We start from the raw sequence: 17,570 nt of genomic DNA, 5'->3' as shown, positions 1-17,570 counted from the left end.
CGGTAGGTGCCTGACCTTCGCGCAGTACTGAATTGTTGTCAAACCGCGAAGCGCAAAAGGCCACCATGACGACGTCCCGCTCAAGCGAGCACATGGCATCGAGATCGACTATTGCCCTGAGCGCCAGGGTGCTTGGTACCAATGGTTAAAGGCTTACGGCGATCGTGTGATCTCCGATCAATTCAGCTGCGATAATGAAACCGCGACTATGGTATAGGCCAGGGCAGAAGGATTCTGCCGATGCTTGACGACATCCTATTTGCTGGCGACTGGCGAGACATTCCTGTGGATGCGACCGAGATGTCTGTCGTATCGGCATCACTACTGCAGGGCAGCGGGTTGGCGACCATCGGCAAAGTGGCTGACGCTTCGGATGAAGCGCTCCTGTCGATCTCGACACTTGACCGGACACGCCTTGCTGAGATTCGCGAAGTGATCCGTGAGTGTCAGAGTGGCGACTACGTCCCGCCTCAATGGATGGTTGAATAGATCAACGCCGTACGCCCGACGAGCTTTGCTTGTTGACCTCACACTTGCCCATCAGGAATGCCCAGATATGACCACTCGAAACCTTATCATTGCCTTGATCGCCGCTGTCCTGATTGTCGGTGGCTTCTTTGCCTACCAGGCCTATCAGCGGGACCAGAACACTGTAGACATCAGCGTCGGCCCCAACGGGATCAGAGTGGATTAAGATACCGAACTGCACCACGGGTCGGAGGCGTGGCGCGTTCCGGCTGCAATCCTGTGAGGCAGGTTTTTCAATCTACCGTTGTTGACCCCTTTATCGGGTGATTTTGCCTCACACGTCCAGAAGGTCAGGCGAGTCCGTGGGGAACTGGAGAGTCCGTCTGTTCCGGCCGATCACCACGCCCCCAGGCCGGCTCGATTCAGCTTCTCAGCAATCAAATATGCACCTCGGCTGACCCGCCGGTCAAAGGTCGCCTTGCTCCAGCCGTCACCCAGGAGCAGGCAAAGCACCTCGACGCTCTTCCGGGGTTTGCCATGAGCTTTCCCCACCTCGCGCCATATCCATAGCTCGAGCGCCATGCGTTCGGGGCTATAGCCCAACATCTGCAGCCATGCGGGTGCGTCTTTGCTGCCGAACAGCGCTGCATCACTTCGAGTAATCTGCGCCGAGGTGACCTGCGGGCGCCCGCCGCGGCCCTGTTCGTTCGTCCCTGCCCTGCGCTGCTCCCAGATATCCAGGTCGTCATAGATGGGCAGGAATGCCGCCTTGGGGGACTTCGGGCCCCAATGGCCAGCTGTGCGTTCGCAGACCAGATAGGCGTCCACCAAAGCTTCTTTGACGCTCTTGTGGGTCCAGAGCTCAACATCCGCATCAATCATAGGTCCAGCCCCTCCTTGACGACGCTGCGGAATGTGCCGCGCTCACGCGCACCCGCAACGAGGAACTGACGGCAGTATTCCTCCTGCCCAAGGCCCTCCTGGGCCGCTCGGGAGGCGATCGTGGCGCGGTCCCGCAGCTTCATGGGGATCACGATGAAGCCGTCGGCTTTCCTGCCCCACGCGGGTAAGCCCCAACGTTGAGCCATCTTCCGCACCGTGGCATCTGAGGTTCCATCGGCAAGAGCCTCGGCGATGGCTGGAGCCGAATACCCGCGGCCAAGCAAAAAGCCCACCAGGGCTGCCCAGGAGTTGGTTCGCTGCTCGACATACGCGCCGCCGCCGCGCATGCGCTCTGTTCTGGGGCGTCGAAAGTTGGTCAGCATCAGAATGGGGCCTCATCCATGTCTTGAAGTTCGCGCTTAACATCCGGCGGTATGCCGCTGCCGGGCGGTTCTATTGGTGGCGGCGGCTCCCGCTGTTGCCGCGGTGCCGGTCGGTCGCTCTTGCCTGTCCACCACACGATCCGCTTGTCGTTGTCCCGGCCCATAAAGCCGGCGTTGATCAGCGCCATGGTGGTGCGGCTCAGGAAGTCCGCTAGTTCTTTCTGGCGGGCCTCCTGCTCCTCTTCAGGCGCCTTGAACGACATGCGCTTGCGCACCTGCGCCACGAAAGCGCTCTGCGATACGCACTTACTCACCGAGCCCGCATCCACCCCTTGGGGCAAGTCCTGCCCGTGATCGGCCTGTGCTGCCGTTAGCGCGTCAAATACGAGCTTGTTGCCGCCCTGTAGGCGGGTGACATCTTCCGGCGCATCGTTCTGGCTGTGGCGGGATGGCCGGGCGCACACCATCGTCTGGAACGGCTCGCCGTCTTCGTCTCGCTCGTCGAGGCTGACTTCCTCGAGAACAAAGGACCAGCCCTTGTTCGCCACCCCGTTCTTGTTCTTGGCTAGCCGAGCTCGCCGGATCGGCCGCCCGCTGCCGTCGAGAACAGGCTTGGGATCTTCGCGCCGGTTCTGAGGAATGGTCATCAACTGCCGCAGCTCAATGACGTTTGGAACATTGGCGACGATGGCCGTCGAGCCGCGCACCTTGGTGCCGCCGGCGTTCATGTGATGGACCACGGCCAAGGTCGCGCCGGTGCGCTCACGAATCCGGTTCACCCGACCCAGCACCTTGCTGGCCTCGCCCGAGCTGTTCTCGTCCATGCCCTCGGTGGCCATGGCCAGGGTGTCGATGATGATAAACTCGAGGCTGCCGTAGTACTCTTTCCACTCCAGGCACTCGGCAATGAACTTGTCGACCTGGGCGTCGTCCATGAGCGAGAAGCTCATGCCGCCGTTGGCGAACGGGTCCATGATCACATAGGGCACGTCGGTATCCGGGCTGATGCCGTTGGCCTTGCGGTAGCCTTTGTGGCGCAGCTCTGTCCCTTTGCCGTCTTCCACCGCCATGTGGATCACGGCGCCCTGGCGGGTCTTGTGGCCGGCATAGTCGAGCCCGCGGGCGATCTTCATGCCCATATCCATGACGAGGAACGATTTGCCGGCCATGCTCTCGCCGGCGATGATCAGGATGCCGTTGCGCTCGATCAGGTGCTTAATGAGCCAGTCATAGACGACCGGTTTTTTGGCGATCGTTCCGCTGGTTTGCGCCCCGAATGTGGAAACCGGGGGTTTCGGGCGGTAATCCGGCAGTGTGCGCAAGATTTGCACGAACTGCTCGGCACTTCCGCCGAATTGCTCAACCCAATCGGTGATGTCACCCTTGTGGGTAAACCCGGGGATAACCTGTGCAAAATCCAGCACGCGGACGCGCCGAGCGATTCCCTTGAGGCTCTTGGCCAGCGTGTCGGCTCGGGCGCCTGCTTCGTCATTATCGAGGCAGATCACGACATCAGCATCGCGGAAGCAGGCCGCGTGAGCATCGGTCCAGTGCTTGGAGCCGCTGCTGTTGGTAGTCCCGCAGAAGCCAAGGTCGACGGCCGTGTCAGCGTCTTTCTCGCCCTCGACAATCAAGACCGGCTCACCGGCAGCAATAGCGATCTCGACCGCTGGGTGCCGGTAGATGGTGTGATCGCCTCCGGACTCAAAGAACCGTGTCTCCATGCCTTCGGAGAACTTCTTCGAGTCATAGATGCGCCAATCGCCACCGGTCCGGCGCATGAACTCGCCCGCGGCGAGGCTCCAGATCCACTTTCCGGCTCCATCCGGACGGCGCTGCAGGAACGTCTTCCATGTCCCCTTCCCGTCCTTGTTCTTGGCCCAGGTGCCGTCCGGCAGCTTCCGCTGCAACCGGCACACCTGATAGAGCAGCGCACCATCCCGATCGGTGTAGTCGTAGGTTTTGACGATCTCAGGCTTGATCTCGCCGGCTGAAGGTTGTGGCAGCGTGCGGGTGACGCGGGGCTGTTCCGGCGGCTGGCGCTCGTGCGGCCCGCTGGGCCCGTCCGGCAGCGATATGCCAGCCATGCGGGCAACCGTCTCCACAGCCTCAGGGAAGCCCATGCCGATAAGCTCGGACAGGAATGCGAAGTGGTCGCCGGACTTACCACAGCCGAAGCAATGGTACGTGCCCTTCTGGGCATCCGCATGGAAGCTCGGGCTGTTCTCGGCATGGAATGGGCAGCAAGCCCACATGTCGCCCCTACCCGGGTTGGACTTCCCGTTGTCCCAGGTCACATGCTGGCCGACGACATCGCTATGTCGGCAACGATGTCCGTGAGCGCCGGGACGAACGCGAGGCAATCCCCCACTTCACCAGCGAGCATTCCACCCACTACCGCGGGGTCGGTCTGTAATGGGCACCATGGCAACCGTTCGCGTGAACACCACGCAGCAGATGATCCTCTTCCGGGACTTCATCATCCAGCCATCGCTTGTTGGTTGGGAGTGGGTGCACCAGGATTTTCCTCGAATCCCCCTCGAGGGTTACGCCGCCACGCTGTTCGACTGCATCAACGACGTTGCAGCCTGGTACAGCCAACACTCTCACGCTGCGAGTGACCTGCCATACGATCTTCAGCAGGCCATCAGCCAATCACGCAAGCTCCACGAGACGCTGTGCTGCGCCAAAGGTGCGCGGATATCGGGCGGCGATGGAACACCGATCATAGCCGACGCCAATGCTCGATTGATCGAGCTGGCCAATGCCATGAACCACTTCGCAGACCCCATCGATGATGCCGCCCGGCTCGTCGTGGAAGGCGCACGGGTGGTCGCAGCATGATCCGCACCGCCCTGCTCTTCCCCGTCCAATTCCTCGGCCTCCTGGCCTTCCTGTACACCGTTGCCGGCGGCCACATGGTCGTGCCGCCGAGCGCCATCATGGGATTGTTCTGATGGTTCTGTCTTTCCTCGGTGCCTTGCGCCTCGCGCAATCCGGATTGCTGCAGTGCAGCCCCACAGAACCGCCATGCGGTGGCATTGGTGTGGGCGACTGGGACTATCCGCTGGCGGTGATCTTTGCCCGTCTACGGGCAGCTGCTGATGATGCCGAACGCCTCTCCATCCTCGATGCAACCAAGCAGGTTTTCGCCCGCCGCGCCGTGATGGTGGAGTGCATAGATCTGGCGATGCGCGACGAGTTGCTGACCGTCGCGGCCAAGCTCGGCGAGTGGACCGAAGCCATCCAGGCCGACATGCAGGTGGGGAGAGCAGCTTGAACGCGATGCTCCCCATCACCTCGGCGGTGGCCGAAAGCGACCGCTTCGCTCGTCTTGCCGCCACCCTTTGCCAGCTCAGCCGCAAATACCGGGCCTGGGCTCAGGAAGACCTCGAGCGCGGGCGAACTGATAGCGCCCTTAAGAACACCGCAGAAGCCGATCGCTGCCTCACCGACGCCCGCTGGTATCAGCGCCGCGCCTTGCAACACGCCTGAACCGGAGAAACCCCATGGCACTGAAGATCACAAAGTCCACCGACCCGATCCACGTCGAACGCTTGAACGTCGTAGTGTATGGCCCTCCTGGCCTTGGGAAATCCAGCCTCGCCTTCACTGCAGAAGCCCCGCTGCTTCTCGACTTCGACAACGGCTCCCACCGCGCAGCTAACCGCAAGGACGTGGTGCGCGTAGCAACCTGGTCTGACGTAACCGCCATCACGGCTGAAGACCTGGCGCCATACAAGACCGTCATCATCGACACGGCCGGCAGGGCGCTGGACGCAATCACTGCCGACATCATCAAGACCGATCCCAAGGGCCACAAGAACGGCGCCCTGACCCTGCCCGGCTATGGCACACTCAAGACCCGCTTTATCGGCTTCCTCAAGCTAATGAACAGCTTCGGCAAGGACGTGGTGCTCATTGCCCACATGGACGAACAGCGGAATGGCGACGATGTAATCGAGCGCCTGGACGTTCAGGGCGGCTCCAAAGGAGAGATCTACAAGGCTGCCGATGCCATGGGCCGGCTGGTCATGGAGAACGGCAAGCGCATGCTGAAGTTTTCGCCGGCGGACGCTGCGTTCGGCAAAAACCCTGGGCAGCTAGAGCCGCTGCTGGTCCCACACCATGACAGCGCCGAGTTCGCAGGCTTTCTAGCTTGGGTGATCCAGGCGACCAAGGACAAGCTCAACAGCCTCTCGGAAGAGCAAAAGGCCGCAGCTGCGGAACAGGACTGGTTCCGCGCTAACCTGCCGAACGTCAGCAATGCTGCCGGGATCAATGACCTAATCGATCGCGCTTCAGCCGCAGGTCGTGCTTGCAAGACCCTGCTGCACAACCGGGCCACTGAGCTTGCGCTGGCCTATGACAAGGCCTCCGGCCAGTACGCGGTCAAGGAAGCCGAACAGCAGCCCGCCGGCGAGGCGCAGGACGAGGCAGCCTGATGGAAACGCTCCGCGTCTCGGCCACCGACATCGACGCTCTGCGTTACTACCTCAACAACGAGGACGGCGAGCTCGAAACTTTCCTCGCGCAGATGCGCCGGCAGACACCGCCCACGCCAGCAATGCTTGCCGGCACCGCCTTTCACAAGGCACTAGAGGATTTCACCGAAGGTTCTGTGGCCCGCTTGCAGGCTCAGGACCACGTCTTCAACATCGAATTGGAAGACGAGCTGGATCTGCCCGCCCTGCGCGAGACGAAGGCAACCCGCGAGTACCCGGTCGGCAATGTGCTGGTGACCCTCGTTGGCAAGGTGGATGGCATCTACGGGCGCCGGATCGATGACCACAAGCTCACGAGCTCATACGACCCGGAGCGGTTCCTCAGCAGCTACCAGTGGCGGATCTACCTCGAGGTGTTCGAGGCGGACCAGTTCCGCTGGAACATCTTTGAGGGTGCTGAAATTGCGGGCCAGGAGCGGGTCTGGAAGGTCCGCTCCCTCCACAAGCTTCGGATGTACCGATACCCCGGCATGGCTGCGGATGTTGAGAAGGCCGTCGCTGCGTTTGTGGACTTCGCAGGCATCCATCTTCCCGAGCGCTTTGCGGAGGTGGCTCTCTGATGCCGCGCCAGATCATCACCCTCGCCAACGATCGCCTTTATCAGCGCGCCTGTGAATTGGTCATGGCCGCTAAAGCCAACAGCCGGATCGAGATCAAAGGGCCCAAACGCTCCAATGACCAAAACGGCGCGATGTGGGCCATGCTTGGCGACCTCGCCCGGGGGCTGGTCTGGAACGGCCTGCAGCTGGACGCGGAAGAATGGAAGCTGGTGATGCTCGATGCTCTGCGCCGCGAGCATCGTGACCAGATGAAGCTGGTGCCGAACACGGACCACACCGGCTTCGTCAATGTCAGCGGCACATCCTCATCCGAGCTAACCCATGAGGAGATGCGAGACCTACTGTCGATTATCCGCGCCTTCGGTGACCAGCAAGGCGTGGAATGGAGCGAGCCTAAGCCAAAGGACACCCGGCCTGCTCCGCCCATCGAGGCTTACGAGGAGCGCGCTTGATGGAGAATTTCCGTCTGGCGCCGATTCGCTCGCCCAAATACCTGGACGGCGCCAAGGGTGAAACCTGCAAGCTGCGCTTTGTTGGCGTGTGCCACGGTGGCACCGAAACGACGGTGGCCTGCCATGTGCACGATGTCGGCTTCGGCATGGCCCGCAAGGCAGACGACATCGCGATCATCGATGGGTGCTTCTGGTGCCATGCTTTCCTCGACCACGGCTGGGTTGGCAGGATCGGCCGGACCGTGCTGCTCGAGCACATCATACGCGGCCTGCAGGAAACGCTCAGGAACCGCGTAGAGCGCGGCTTGGTGCCGAAGCCCTCAGAGCTGTTCAAACCCCGCCAGAAGCGCGCTGCAAAGCCGCTTAACGCGCCGGAGAATCGGACGACAATTCACAACAAGCGCAGCTGGCCGACCGGCCGAAGCCTTCAATCCCGCCCCCTTACCCGCAAAATCGATGGGACCCGTTCATCATGACTGCCACTACCCAAGAACTCACAGCGCAGATCGTCTCCAGCTACCTCTCCAACAACCAGGTACAGGCGGACGTGCTGCCCGCCGTCCTACAGAGCGTTTACGACAAGCTGAACAGCCTCGGAACTTCCATGGTGCAGGAGCCGGCGGCGCCCGCCGCGCCAGCAGTGCCGATCGAGAAGTCGATCACGCACGACCACCTGATCTGCCTTGAGGACGGAAAGAAGTTCAAGTCGCTTAAGCGCCACCTGCAGACCAAGTTCAACATGACGCCGGAGGAATACCGCGCAAAGTGGGGCTTGCCCGGTGACTATCCCATGGTCGCACCGGGCTACTCTGCCAAGCGCTCCCAACTGGCTAAGAACAGCGGCCTCGGGGTACGTGCTCTCCAGAAGGCAGCATAGCCATGGGGAAGTTCAGCAAAGCTATGGAGGAGCGCCATGCCGCTTGGAGATGACGTGATGGGCAAGCCGGTTCGCGTGCAGCTTTCGCGCAAGAAGGGCTGGAAGATGCCCGCCAACACCGTAAGCGTGGCCAGACCGGGCAAGTGGGGCAACCCCTTCCCGGTCGGCGCTGCAGGACCTTGCGGCCGCAAGGCAGATGACCGCGAAGGCGCCGTCGGGTTCTTCCGGCAGATGATGGAAGATGCAGAGCTGCGCGCCGCCGCCGGTTACCCTACGGACCTCTCTCCGCTTCGGGGCAAGAACCTGGCGTGCTGGTGTACGCTCGACGGCGCGTGCCATGCAGATGTACTGCTAGAGTTAGCAAACAAGGCGCCGGCGCCATGAGCTTGCTAGTTCAACTGCATCTCCAGCTTGGAAAGAAGACCGCTCCATCCTCGGGAGAGCGAAGCCAGCTTGTCCTCCATGTCGGGGAAGTTAGCAGCGATCTCGTCCAGAACGCCGAGCTCCTCGCGGATCATTGCCTCGCCGCCCAGCGGCCGGCTCCCCGCTTCGATCATGCGCCGATACCGCGTAAGCGTGTGACGGGACAGGACGATACGCTCGTTAGCTTTAGTTCTTTCCATGTTCGTGATCGTGCTCAACGGACCTTGGACGGTCAAGAGGCTGGGAAGTACGAACACAAGGGAGTTTATTCCTATGAGCGCCGCTAAGTCGGTTGTAGCAACCCGCCTCACAATACGGCGCGGGCTCGGTGAAGCCGAAGCGGCGCTGTATGTCGGCCTCGGTGCAACCAAGTTCTCGTCTTTGGTGAGAGACGGACGGATGCCCAGGCCGAGAATAATAGATGGTCGCCGGATCTGGGATGTGGACGACATCGACGCCGCATTTCGGGAGTTGCCAGTCGAGGGCGAGATCGCGCACGGTAAGAACCCGTGGCACGAAGACGAGTAAGACCTGGCCGTGAGCACGATCAAGCTGCGCTACATTAAGAGCTACAGGGATCGCCTGGGCGTTCAGCGCCACTACTTCAACAAGCGAGGTAGTGCGAGAACCGCCCTTCCCGGCATGCCTGGCTCACGCGAATTCATGGCCGTCTACCAGGACTGCCTAAACAGCGTGCCTGCAGCGCCGCCCAAACCTAAGCTGGTGCGACCCGCAAAGGGCAGCATGTCCGAACTCATTGTGCGATATTACGCCTCGGCCGCATTCAAGAACCTCAGCGCCATCACGCAATCTACCTATCGGAACGAGATCAAGAAGATCGAGCAAGCACACGGCAACAAGCCGGTGGAGCTGCTGGATCGCAAGGGCATCAAGCTGCTAGTCGCCAAAAAGGCGGAGACGCCGGGCGCCGCCAACAAGCTGCTGCGCACAATGCGCATGCTGATGAAGTTCGCTGTGGATGAGGAGATGCGCCGCGACGACCCTACGGCCGGCGTCAAGTCGCTGAAGGTGGCTGGCGACGGCTTTGTGGCGTGGTCAGAAGCCGACATCGAAAAATTCGAGGCCAAGCACCCTATCGGATCGAAAGCCCGCCTGGCGTTCGCTTTGTGCCTCTACACGGCTCAACGACGCGGCGATGTGATTCGCATGGGTCGGCAGCACATCCGCGGCACCATGATCTCGGTTCGGCAGCAAAAGACTGGCACCTATCTCGAGGTGCCCATTCATCCCGAGCTCGCAGCGATCCTGGAGATGGTACCCAAGGACAACTTGACCCTGCTCCTGTCTGAAGCTGGTGGACCATTCAAGGCGGCAAGCTTTGGGAACTGGTTCGGCGATCGGTGCCGCGAGGCCGGGCTTGGGAAGGGCTATAACGCTCATGGCCTGCGCAAGGCGGGCGCTCGGCGCCTAGCTGAAGCTGGCTGCACGGCGCACGAGATTATGTCGATCACCGGACACCAGACCATTGCCGAAGTGGAGCGCTATACGCGCTCTGCAAATCAGAAGGTAATGGCTGTGGACGGCATGGCCAAATTGACCCGACGTTCTAACTAGAACAAAATGAAATGTTCTAACCCTTTGTTTTCACGACAGAAAAGAAGGGGAATGGTGGGCGATGACGGACTCGAACCGCCGACATCCTCGGTGTAAACGAGGCGCTCTACCAACTGAGCTAATCGCCCACAGGCCGTTTGGCCGGTGCAGGGCATTGATTAGGGTGCGCGACCGGGCGCGTCAACCGCAAATCCCCAAAGAAAAAGGCCCCGCCGCGAAACCCAGGCGGAGCCCCAAGAAGTTTTCAGGCTCAGGCGGGGTTCAGTGCGTCCTTGAGACCCTTGCCCGGCTTGAACTTGGCCTGGTTGGACTCTGGAATGCTGATCTCGGCGCCGGTCGCAGGGTTGCGGCCGGTGGATGCCTTGCGGCGCGAGACGGCAAAGGTACCAAAACCCACGAGACGAACTTCGTCTCCAGCCTTGAGGGACTCGGCAATGGCTTCGAACACTGCATCCACGGCCTCGGCAGCCTGTGCCTTGGTAATCGTGGCCTTGTCAGCAACGACGCCAACCAAATCGTTTTTGTTCATAGCGTTTCCTCACAGAGAATGGCCGCCGTTGCCGGCGAGCATGGAAATGGCGGCACCCTTGGGCGATTCCGCCCAGGACGCAAGGCAGCCGGGGCTTTTCCTGACTGACGCGCTCAAGCTGTTAATGAACGGGAAAATCAGGGTGGGCAAGACTTCCACCGCGCTTTTCCGAGGGAAAAATCCCCAGAATCGCCCGGTTACGCCCCCGCAGGAGCCAGCTTGCGCAGCCCGAACATGAGCGGCAGCGCCAAACAATAGATCACGGCTCCGATCAGCCAGATTCCCCCGGGCCACTCCCCCCGGACCCCGGCATAGGCGAGGCTGAAAAACAGTGGCCCGAACACCGAGGTCAAACTGACCAGACTGGCCAGAACGCCCTGCAACTGGCCCTGCCGCTCGGCATCCACCTGGCGCGTGATCAGCGACTGCAGGGCGGGCATGCCGACGCCGCCCACGGCAAACAGCGGCATCATGGCGAACATCACCCAGCCTTGGCTGGCAAAGGCGAGCACAACGAGGCAGAACACTTCGGCCGAAAAGCCGATCAGCAGCGATGCGCGTTCGCCAAACCGTGTCACCACTGGGCCGGTGAGAAACGCCTGGGCGCCGGCATGGAAGACGCCAAAGGCGGCCAGCGACAGCCCGATGGTGAGCGGGCTCCAGCTGAACTGATCTTCGCCGAACAACACCCAAACGACGCCGTACATCTGACCGACAAACATCATGATCATCAGAATGGCGATCAGCGGGATTAGCGCGCGAAAGCTCAGCGCCCAGCCTAGCGGCAGGAACGGGTTCAGCGTAGTCCAGCTGAACCGGGCCGTGCCACGCACATGGTGCGATTCGGGCAGCACGAAGAAGGCCAGCGCACAATTGAGTGCGTTAAGGACAGCCGCGGCGATGAATGGCGCCCGCAGCCAATATTCCCCCAATACGCCGCCCAGCACCGGCCCGACGATAAAGCCGATTCCCCACATGGCATGGAAATAGCCAAAGCGCCGCGCGCGCTGATCTTCGGGAGATATGTCGGTGATATAGGCCGAAGCCACCGCCATGTTGGCCGCGGTGATGCCGGCGATCGCCCGCCCGACCACCAGGAACAGCAGGTTGGGCGCCAAGGCCATCAGCACGTAATCGAGCGCCGCGCCGCACAGCGACAGGATCAACACCGGGCGGCGCCCGAAGCGGTCGCTGAGCACGCCGAGAATGGGCGAACAGATAAACTGCATGGTCGCATAAAGGGCGATCAGCAGCCCGTAGAGCAGCGTCACATCGCCCTGATGGGCCACCTCGCGCAGCAAGCTGGGCAGGATAGGCGCAATCAGCCCGATGCCGATGGCGTCCAGCGTCACTGCTGAAAGGATCACGACCAGGGGTTTGTTCATGCGGCAGGTTCCGGGGGCACGGCGGCGGGCAGCCTAGTACATCCCAAACGCATGACAATGCCTGTCAGCAGCCAAAAAAATGCGGCGGCCCCCGATGGAGACCGCCGCCTTGTTTACTCTTGCACCAGAGCTTAGTGCAGGCCGCCAGTGAGGCCCTCGTCAGCGGCTTCAACCGTGGTCGACACGGCCGGAACCGTATCCTCGAAGTTCCACTCAATAGCCTCGGGCTTGCGTACCAGGGCGCGGGCGATCACCTGATCCATCCGCGAGACTGGCACGATTTCCATGCCTTCCTTGACGATATCTGGGATCTCGGCGAGATCCCTGACATTCTCCTCGGGGATCAGCACCGTCTTGATGCCGCCACGCAGCGCCGCCAGGAGCTTTTCCTTGAGGCCACCGATGGGCAGCACCCTGCCCCGCAGCGTGATCTCGCCGGTCATGGCGACATCATTGCGCACCGGAATGCCGGTCATCACCGAAACGATGGCTGTCGCGAGGCCGATACCAGCGGACGGACCATCCTTGGGGGTTGCCCCTTCAGGCAGGTGGACGTGAATGTCTCTGGTATCGAACATCGGCGGCTTGATGCCGAATTCGATCGAGCGGGAGCGGACATAGGCGGTTGCCGCCGTCAGCGACTCCTTCATCACTTCCTTGATGTTGCCGGTAACGGTCATGCGGCCCTTGCCCGGCGTCATCACGCCTTCAATGGTCAGCAGTTCGCCACCCACCGACGTCCAGGCCAGACCCGTCACGAGGCCAACCTGTGGCTCGGCTTCAATCTCGCCATGCTTGAAGATATCGGCGCCCAGATACTGGGTGAGCTTTTCCTCGTCGATTACGATCTTCTTGACCTTGGTCTTGACGATCTCGGCCACGGCCTTGCGCATCAGCTTGCTGATTTCACGCTTGAGGTTGCGCACGCCCGCTTCGCGAGTGTAGCGCTGGATCAAGGCGGTCAGCATCTCGTCGGAGAGTTCGAACTCGCCATGGGCCAGCCCGTTTTCCTTGAGGGTCTCGGGGATCAGGTGCTGCTTGGCGATCGCGTGCTTCTCCTGTTCGGTGTAACCCGACAGGCGAATGATCTCCATGCGGTCCATCAATGGCCCGGGGATGTTCAAGGTGTTCGAGGTGGTCACGAACATCACGTCCGAAAGGTCGTAATCGACCTCGAGGTAGTGATCGGCAAAGGTGTGGTTCTGCTCGGGATCGAGCACTTCCAGCAGTGCCGAGGACGGATCGCCACGGAAGTCCTGGCCCATCTTGTCGATCTCGTCGAGCAGGAAGAGTGGGTTGGATTTGCCGACCTTCTTGAGCGACTGGATCACCTTGCCAGGCATGGAGCCGATATAGGTGCGGCGATGGCCGCGAATTTCGGCTTCGTCCCGAACACCACCCAAAGCCATGCGCACGAACTCACGTCCGGTCGCCTTCGCAATGGACTTGCCGAGCGAGGTCTTGCCCACACCCGGAGGACCAACAAGGCACAGGATCGGGCCCTTGAGCGAACCGGTACGGCCCTGAACTGCCAGGTACTCGAGGATACGTTCTTTGACCTTGTCAAGGCCATAGTGATCCTCGTCCAGTACCTTTTCGGCCAGAACCAGATCGCGCTTGACCTTGCTCTTCTTGCCCCAAGGCAGGCCGAGCAGGGTGTCGAGATAGTTCCGGACCACGGTGGCTTCGGCCGACATCGGGCTCATGGCCTTGAGCTTCTTGACCTCGGCGTCAGCCTTGGCGCGAGCTTCCTTGCTCAGCTTGGTCTTGCTGATCCGGTCCTCAAGTTCGGCAATTTCGTTCGAGCCTTCCTCGCCATCCCCCAGTTCCTTCTGGATCGCCTTCATCTGCTCGTTGAGATAGTACTCGCGCTGGGTCTTCTCCATCTGCCGCTTGACGCGGGACCGGATGCGCTTTTCCACCTGCAGAACACCGATCTCGCCTTCCATCAGGCCAAGAATCTTCTGGAAGCGCTCGGAAACGGAAACCGTCGACAGCAGGTCTTCCTTCTCGTTGATCTTGATCACGAGATGGCTGGCAATGGTGTCGGCGAGCTTGGAATGGCTCTCGATCTGGCCAACAGCGGCCACGACCTCGGCCGAGATCTTCTTGTTGAGCTTCACATAGTTCTCGAACTCGGTCTGGGCCGAACGAGCCAGTGCCTCAACTTCAGTCGCATCTTCCTCGGGCTCAGGCAGGATCGATGCCTCGGCCTCGAAATAGTCGACGGTCTGGAGATAGCGGTCGATCGTGGCGCGGCTCAGGCCTTCAACCAACACCTTGACGGTGCCATCGGGAAGCTTGAGCAACTGCAAAACGGTCGCGATGGTGCCAGTGGCATAGATCTGGTCAGGGGCCGGATCATCGTCCTGGGCATTCTTCTGGGTCACAACAAGAATGTGCTTGTCGTCGCGCATGACCTCTTCGAGAGCCTTGACCGACTTCTCGCGGCCCACGAACAGCGGCACGATCATGCCGGGGAATACGACGATGTCGCGCAAGGGGAGGACTGGGTAAACCCGGTCACGGCTGGTGTCGCCAGCGGCGGGATTGACGTCCGTCATCTTAATTCCTTTCGAGGGCGCGCCGAGGTGGGGTGATGGGTAGCGCACCCATTGCAGACAGCCCAAGAGGATGCTGGGCTGAATCTCATTAATAAATAGGTTTGTGCTGGCACGCCACAAGCTATTCTTTTCGGCGCGAGAGCCTTGAAAAAGAGCTGGGGTGTCCCTCGCCATCGGCGTTACCGGTGCCAGCGCGCCCCCTATCCATGACACCTATATTGGCTCGGGTTATCTGCAGTTCAATGCCATGGGGGTTACGTTTTTGTTAACCACGGACGGCTGCTTGCCTAGGGCACGGCAAGGAGCCGCAAACGAAAACGCCGGGCACAAAGCCCGGCGTTTCGATCTTGTATCGCGCCGGTGTTAGGCCCCGGCGGGCATGTCTTCCTTCTTGCGATCGGAATAGATGTAGAGCGGACGAACATCCTTGCCCCGCACCACTTCCTCGCTGATCACCACTTCCTCAACGCCTTCAAGCGAAGGCAGATCGTACATGGTGTCCAGGAGGATCGCTTCCATGATCGAGCGGAGGCCGCGAGCACCGGTCTTGCGCTCGATGGCTTTCTCGGCAATCGCCTTGAGCGCATCCTCATGGAAGGTCAGTTCCACGTCTTCCATCTGGAACAGGCGCTGATACTGACGCACGAGGGCGTTCTTGGGCGCGGTCAGGATTTCGATCAGCGCGGCGATGTCGAGGTCTTCCAGCGTCGCCAGAACCGGCAGACGGCCGATGAATTCCGGGATCAAGCCAAAGCGCACCAGATCCTCTGGGGCAACATCGGCAAGCACCTGCCCAACGCGACGGTCATTGGGATCCTTGACCGTGGCCGAAAAGCCGATGCCCGAGCCTTCGCCACGTGCCGAGATGATCTTTTCCAGACCCGCAAAGGCGCCGCCGCAGATGAACAGGATATTGGTCGTGTCTACCTGCAGGAATTCCTGCTGCGGGTGCTTGCGACCACCCTGGGGCGGTACAGAGGCGACGGTGCCTTCCATGATCTTGAGCAGGGCCTGCTGCACGCCCTCGCCCGAAACGTCACGGGTGATCGAGGGGTTGTCGGACTTGCGCGAGATCTTGTCGACTTCATCGATATAAACGATGCCGCGCTGGGCCTTCTCGACGTTGTAGTCGGCGGACTGCAGCAGCTTGAGGATGATGTTCTCCACGTCCTCGCCCACATAACCCGCTTCGGTCAGTGTGGTAGCGTCGGCCATGGTGAAGGGCACATCAAGGATGCGGGCCAAGGTCTGCGCGAGCAGGGTCTTGCCCGAACCAGTCGGGCCGATCAGCAGGATGTTGCTCTTGGAAAGCTCGACATCCTGATTTTTGCTCGCGTGATGCAGACGCTTATAGTGGTTGTGGACAGCCACGGAGAGCACGCGCTTGGCGCGGAACTGGCCGATGACATAGTCGTCGAGCACCTTGCAGATATCGGCAGGGGTCGGCACGCCATCGGAGGACTTGACCATGGAGGTCTTGTTCTCTTCGCGGATGATGTCCATGCACAGCTCGACGCATTCATCGCAGATGAACACGGTCGGACCGGCAATCAGCTTGCGAACCTCGTGCTGGGATTTCCCGCAGAACGAGCAATAAAGCGTGTTCTTTGAGGTTTCGCCGTTCGTTGTCTCTTTGGACATCCAGTCACTCCCGGGGGCGGAACACCCCCAAAATAAGCGTTATCGGTGACGGTAACGCTCGAGCCTAAAGAAAGTCTAAGCCGAACCGACCTTAAAGGCCGATCCGGCTGGGTGCAATTGAACGCAAGTCACAGTTGCGGGCGCATGCTCATTGGTGTGGACAGCGGGGATCAAACCGCGTCCGGAACAGCGCGCTTTTCCAGAACGCTGTCGATCAGGCCAAAGGTCTTGGCTTCTTCGGGTGACAGGAACCGGTCGCGCTCAAGGGCGTGCTCGATTTCCTCATAGGTACGGCCAGTGTGCTTTTCGTAGATCTGGTTGAGGCGGCGCTTGAGGCCTTCAACTTCCTTGGCATGGATCAGGATGTCCGTCACCTGGCCCTGGAAGCCGCCGGAAGGCTGGTGGACCATGACGCGTGAATTGGGCAGCGAAGTGCGCATACCCGCTTCGCCGGCAGCAAGCAGAAGCGAACCCATGGATGCCGCCTGCCCCATCACCATGGTGGCAACGGCCGGGCGGATGAACTGCATGGTGTCATAGATGCTCAAACCAGCCGTCACCACGCCACCGGGCGAGTTGATGTAAAGCGCGATTTCCTTTTTCGGGTTTTCCGATTCCAGAAACAGCAACTGTGCGACGATCAGGCTCGCCATGTTGTCTTCGACCACGCCGGTCACGAAGATGATACGCTCGCGCAGCAGGCGCGAGTAGATATCGAAGGCGCGTTCGCCGCGGTTGGATTGCTCCACCACCATGGGAACAAGCGTGTTCATATAAAGATCGTGTGGATCTTGCATTAAGATGCCCCTTTGCTGTTCCGGATCGCGTGGAAAACCGGTCAGCCCTCTTGGTTGAAACACGGTCCGCGTCCGAAAACCGGACATCCAGGGTCCGGAGACCGTGCCATTGAAACTCGAATCAGCGCGACAGCCGATTGCAGACCATGCCGCATGTACGCGCGGTAAGGCCAGAGATAGGCGGCATTGGGGCGCGGTTCAATAGTGGAGCAACGCACAACGCATCCAAGGTAAATTGCGGGCTCGTCAGGAGGCGAATTCCACCGCCACACCGCGCTTGCGGAAATAGGCCTGCATGGTCTTGCGGCCCTGGCGATTGTTCTGCGCCAACTTGGCGGGCTCGAAGGTCGCGGCCTTTAATCCCTCGCGCTCCAGCGCGCCCTTGAGCGCGGCAATGTGAAGATCAATATCCTCGTTGTTGGCGCGCAGCGAGGCGTAAACATTGTCCATGGCTTGGCTGAGGGTCAAATCGCTCATCTTGGCCTTCCTTTAGTGTTGGCGCATGCGTTAGCGAATTTTCCCGCCCGCG

General features: G+C 60.8%; 23 protein-coding genes and 1 tRNA gene. 13 read left to right on the top strand and 11 right to left on the bottom strand.

All coding sequences use genetic code 11. From position 1 onward, the window contains the following. Positions 1-240: 240 nt before the first annotated feature. Together HRQ64_RS10305 and HRQ64_RS10300 are read left to right on the top strand one after the other, a co-directional pair. Positions 241-489 carry a hypothetical protein gene (locus tag HRQ64_RS10305; protein ID WP_172123200.1) on the top strand — a complete coding sequence of 83 codons (249 nt, stop codon included), beginning with the start codon at positions 241-243 and terminating at the stop codon, positions 487-489. Between the two features lie 67 nt (positions 490-556). Beyond that, positions 557-694: a hypothetical protein gene (locus tag HRQ64_RS10300; protein ID WP_172123199.1), complete on the top strand. Its 138-nt coding sequence runs from the start codon at positions 557-559 to the stop codon at positions 692-694. A 170-nt stretch (positions 695-864) separates the two neighbouring features. On the opposite strand, the gene HRQ64_RS10295 is transcribed toward HRQ64_RS10300, so the two are convergent. Genes HRQ64_RS10295 through HRQ64_RS10285 form a run of 3 tightly spaced genes read right to left on the bottom strand, consistent with a single transcriptional unit; the run spans position 865 to position 4,030 of the window. Next, the gene (locus tag HRQ64_RS10295; protein WP_172123198.1) at positions 865-1,350 is read right to left on the bottom strand and encodes a hypothetical protein; all 486 of its coding nucleotides are present in this window, start codon (positions 1,348-1,350) and stop codon (positions 865-867) included. Next, on the bottom strand, positions 1,347-1,733 hold the full coding sequence (locus HRQ64_RS10290) for a hypothetical protein (RefSeq protein ID WP_172123197.1): 387 nt from the start codon (positions 1,731-1,733) through the stop codon (positions 1,347-1,349). The genes HRQ64_RS10295 and HRQ64_RS10290 overlap by 4 nt, the downstream gene beginning before the upstream one ends. After that, on the bottom strand, positions 1,733-4,030 hold the full coding sequence (locus tag HRQ64_RS10285; RefSeq protein ID WP_172123196.1) for an AAA family ATPase: 2,298 nt from the start codon (positions 4,028-4,030) through the stop codon (positions 1,733-1,735). Before HRQ64_RS10285 ends, HRQ64_RS10290 begins: the two co-directional genes overlap by 1 nt. Before the next feature lie 142 nt (positions 4,031-4,172). On the opposite strand from HRQ64_RS10285, the gene HRQ64_RS10280 reads away from it, so the two are divergent. The 9 genes from HRQ64_RS10280 to HRQ64_RS10240 all read left to right on the top strand — a co-directional run bounded on the left by HRQ64_RS10280 (position 4,173) and on the right by HRQ64_RS10240 (position 8,511). Further along, the gene (locus tag HRQ64_RS10280; protein WP_172123195.1) at positions 4,173-4,577 is read left to right on the top strand and encodes a hypothetical protein; all 405 of its coding nucleotides are present in this window, start codon (positions 4,173-4,175) and stop codon (positions 4,575-4,577) included. Positions 4,578-4,689: 112 nt separating this feature from the next. Beyond that, on the top strand, positions 4,690-5,013 hold the full coding sequence (locus HRQ64_RS10275; protein WP_172123194.1) for a hypothetical protein: 324 nt from the start codon (positions 4,690-4,692) through the stop codon (positions 5,011-5,013). Continuing rightward, positions 5,010-5,228 carry a hypothetical protein gene (locus tag HRQ64_RS10270; protein ID WP_172123193.1) on the top strand — a complete coding sequence of 73 codons (219 nt, stop codon included), beginning with the start codon at positions 5,010-5,012 and terminating at the stop codon, positions 5,226-5,228. Before HRQ64_RS10275 ends, HRQ64_RS10270 begins: the two co-directional genes overlap by 4 nt. Before the next feature lie 14 nt (positions 5,229-5,242). Continuing rightward, entirely contained in the window at positions 5,243-6,178 is a 936-nt protein-coding gene (locus HRQ64_RS10265) for an ATP-binding protein (protein WP_172123192.1), read from the top strand. Continuing rightward, positions 6,178-6,798 carry a hypothetical protein gene (locus tag HRQ64_RS10260; protein ID WP_172123191.1) on the top strand — a complete coding sequence of 207 codons (621 nt, stop codon included), beginning with the start codon at positions 6,178-6,180 and terminating at the stop codon, positions 6,796-6,798. Before HRQ64_RS10265 ends, HRQ64_RS10260 begins: the two co-directional genes overlap by 1 nt. Further along, positions 6,798-7,250 carry a recombination protein NinB gene (locus HRQ64_RS10255; RefSeq protein ID WP_172123190.1) on the top strand — a complete coding sequence of 151 codons (453 nt, stop codon included), beginning with the start codon at positions 6,798-6,800 and terminating at the stop codon, positions 7,248-7,250. Before HRQ64_RS10260 ends, HRQ64_RS10255 begins: the two co-directional genes overlap by 1 nt. Beyond that, positions 7,250-7,726, top strand: a complete 477-nt coding sequence (locus HRQ64_RS10250) for a nuclease domain-containing protein (RefSeq protein ID WP_248308250.1) — start codon at positions 7,250-7,252, stop codon at positions 7,724-7,726. Before HRQ64_RS10255 ends, HRQ64_RS10250 begins: the two co-directional genes overlap by 1 nt. Further along, a complete protein-coding gene (locus HRQ64_RS10245) occupies positions 7,723-8,127 on the top strand; it encodes a MucR family transcriptional regulator (protein WP_172123188.1) in 405 nt (134 codons plus the stop codon). Before HRQ64_RS10250 ends, HRQ64_RS10245 begins: the two co-directional genes overlap by 4 nt. A gap of 36 nt (positions 8,128-8,163) precedes the next feature. Then, a complete protein-coding gene (locus HRQ64_RS10240; protein WP_248308201.1) occupies positions 8,164-8,511 on the top strand; it encodes a DUF4326 domain-containing protein in 348 nt (115 codons plus the stop codon). Positions 8,512-8,516: 5 nt separating this feature from the next. On the opposite strand, the gene HRQ64_RS10235 is transcribed toward HRQ64_RS10240, so the two are convergent. Beyond that, the gene (locus HRQ64_RS10235) at positions 8,517-8,750 is read right to left on the bottom strand and encodes a hypothetical protein (protein WP_172123187.1); all 234 of its coding nucleotides are present in this window, start codon (positions 8,748-8,750) and stop codon (positions 8,517-8,519) included. Here HRQ64_RS10235 and HRQ64_RS10230 point away from each other — a divergent pair. Beyond that, on the top strand, positions 8,749-9,078 hold the full coding sequence (locus HRQ64_RS10230; RefSeq protein ID WP_349236692.1) for a hypothetical protein: 330 nt from the start codon (positions 8,749-8,751) through the stop codon (positions 9,076-9,078). The two genes, HRQ64_RS10235 and HRQ64_RS10230, sit on opposite strands and share 2 nt — an antisense overlap. Before the next feature lie 216 nt (positions 9,079-9,294). Then, the gene (locus tag HRQ64_RS10225) at positions 9,295-10,125 is read left to right on the top strand and encodes a tyrosine-type recombinase/integrase (RefSeq protein ID WP_172123186.1); all 831 of its coding nucleotides are present in this window, start codon (positions 9,295-9,297) and stop codon (positions 10,123-10,125) included. A gap of 52 nt (positions 10,126-10,177) precedes the next feature. Here HRQ64_RS10225 and HRQ64_RS10220 read toward each other — a convergent pair. From HRQ64_RS10220 to HRQ64_RS10190, 7 genes are all read right to left on the bottom strand, one after another. After that, a tRNA-Val gene (locus tag HRQ64_RS10220) sits at positions 10,178-10,253 on the bottom strand. A gap of 122 nt (positions 10,254-10,375) precedes the next feature. Next, complete coding sequence (locus tag HRQ64_RS10215) at positions 10,376-10,654, bottom strand: HU family DNA-binding protein (RefSeq protein ID WP_127752972.1); 279 nt, start codon at positions 10,652-10,654, stop codon at positions 10,376-10,378. 197 nt (positions 10,655-10,851) lie between these two features. After that, positions 10,852-12,039, bottom strand: coding sequence for a Tet(A)/Tet(B)/Tet(C) family tetracycline efflux MFS transporter (gene tet, locus HRQ64_RS10210; RefSeq protein WP_172123185.1), 1,188 nt, complete (start codon positions 12,037-12,039; stop codon positions 10,852-10,854). Between the two features lie 131 nt (positions 12,040-12,170). Beyond that, positions 12,171-14,603, bottom strand: coding sequence for an endopeptidase La (gene lon / locus HRQ64_RS10205; protein WP_172123184.1), 2,433 nt, complete (start codon positions 14,601-14,603; stop codon positions 12,171-12,173). Positions 14,604-14,966: 363 nt separating this feature from the next. After that, complete coding sequence (gene clpX / locus HRQ64_RS10200; protein WP_127752969.1) at positions 14,967-16,244, bottom strand: ATP-dependent Clp protease ATP-binding subunit ClpX; 1,278 nt, start codon at positions 16,242-16,244, stop codon at positions 14,967-14,969. Between the two features lie 170 nt (positions 16,245-16,414). After that, positions 16,415-17,041 carry an ATP-dependent Clp protease proteolytic subunit gene (locus HRQ64_RS10195; protein WP_127752968.1) on the bottom strand — a complete coding sequence of 209 codons (627 nt, stop codon included), beginning with the start codon at positions 17,039-17,041 and terminating at the stop codon, positions 16,415-16,417. Positions 17,042-17,287: 246 nt separating this feature from the next. Continuing rightward, positions 17,288-17,518 (bottom strand): hypothetical protein, encoded by a 231-nt coding sequence (locus HRQ64_RS10190; RefSeq protein WP_172123183.1) that lies wholly within the window; start codon positions 17,516-17,518, stop codon positions 17,288-17,290. Between the last annotated feature and the right edge of the window lie 52 nt (positions 17,519-17,570).

Origin of the sequence: Devosia sp. 919 (assembly GCF_013185965.1) — a bacterium.
Taxonomy (GTDB): domain Bacteria; phylum Pseudomonadota; class Alphaproteobacteria; order Rhizobiales; family Devosiaceae; genus Devosia.
This window is presented reverse-complemented; position numbering and strand designations above follow the sequence as displayed.

What these genes read in the sequence shown, in the direction of transcription:
- HRQ64_RS10305 (WP_172123200.1), top strand. Translation starts at nt 241, where the DNA reads ATGCTTGACGACATCCTATTTGCTGGCGACTGGCGAGACATTCCTGTG.
- HRQ64_RS10300 (WP_172123199.1), top strand. Translation starts at nt 557, where the DNA reads ATGACCACTCGAAACCTTATCATTGCCTTGATCGCCGCTGTCCTGATT.
- HRQ64_RS10295 (WP_172123198.1), bottom strand. Translation starts at nt 1,350, where the DNA reads ATGATTGATGCGGATGTTGAGCTCTGGACCCACAAGAGCGTCAAAGAA.
- HRQ64_RS10290 (WP_172123197.1), bottom strand. Translation starts at nt 1,733, where the DNA reads ATGCTGACCAACTTTCGACGCCCCAGAACAGAGCGCATGCGCGGCGGC.
- HRQ64_RS10275 (WP_172123194.1), top strand. Translation starts at nt 4,690, where the DNA reads ATGGTTCTGTCTTTCCTCGGTGCCTTGCGCCTCGCGCAATCCGGATTG.
- HRQ64_RS10265 (WP_172123192.1), top strand. Translation starts at nt 5,243, where the DNA reads ATGGCACTGAAGATCACAAAGTCCACCGACCCGATCCACGTCGAACGC.
- HRQ64_RS10260 (WP_172123191.1), top strand. Translation starts at nt 6,178, where the DNA reads ATGGAAACGCTCCGCGTCTCGGCCACCGACATCGACGCTCTGCGTTAC.
- HRQ64_RS10255 (WP_172123190.1), top strand. Translation starts at nt 6,798, where the DNA reads ATGCCGCGCCAGATCATCACCCTCGCCAACGATCGCCTTTATCAGCGC.
- HRQ64_RS10250 (WP_248308250.1), top strand. Translation starts at nt 7,250, where the DNA reads ATGGAGAATTTCCGTCTGGCGCCGATTCGCTCGCCCAAATACCTGGAC.
- HRQ64_RS10245 (WP_172123188.1), top strand. Translation starts at nt 7,723, where the DNA reads ATGACTGCCACTACCCAAGAACTCACAGCGCAGATCGTCTCCAGCTAC.
- HRQ64_RS10240 (WP_248308201.1), top strand. Translation starts at nt 8,164, where the DNA reads ATGCCGCTTGGAGATGACGTGATGGGCAAGCCGGTTCGCGTGCAGCTT.
- HRQ64_RS10230 (WP_349236692.1), top strand. Translation starts at nt 8,749, where the DNA reads ATGTTCGTGATCGTGCTCAACGGACCTTGGACGGTCAAGAGGCTGGGA.
- HRQ64_RS10235 (WP_172123187.1), bottom strand. Translation starts at nt 8,750, where the DNA reads ATGGAAAGAACTAAAGCTAACGAGCGTATCGTCCTGTCCCGTCACACG.
- HRQ64_RS10225 (WP_172123186.1), top strand. Translation starts at nt 9,295, where the DNA reads ATGTCCGAACTCATTGTGCGATATTACGCCTCGGCCGCATTCAAGAAC.
- HRQ64_RS10215 (WP_127752972.1), bottom strand. Translation starts at nt 10,654, where the DNA reads ATGAACAAAAACGATTTGGTTGGCGTCGTTGCTGACAAGGCCACGATT.
- tet (WP_172123185.1), bottom strand. Translation starts at nt 12,039, where the DNA reads ATGAACAAACCCCTGGTCGTGATCCTTTCAGCAGTGACGCTGGACGCC.
- lon (WP_172123184.1), bottom strand. Translation starts at nt 14,603, where the DNA reads ATGACGGACGTCAATCCCGCCGCTGGCGACACCAGCCGTGACCGGGTT.
- clpX (WP_127752969.1), bottom strand. Translation starts at nt 16,244, where the DNA reads ATGTCCAAAGAGACAACGAACGGCGAAACCTCAAAGAACACGCTTTAT.
- HRQ64_RS10195 (WP_127752968.1), bottom strand. Translation starts at nt 17,041, where the DNA reads ATGCAAGATCCACACGATCTTTATATGAACACGCTTGTTCCCATGGTG.
- HRQ64_RS10190 (WP_172123183.1), bottom strand. Translation starts at nt 17,518, where the DNA reads ATGAGCGATTTGACCCTCAGCCAAGCCATGGACAATGTTTACGCCTCG.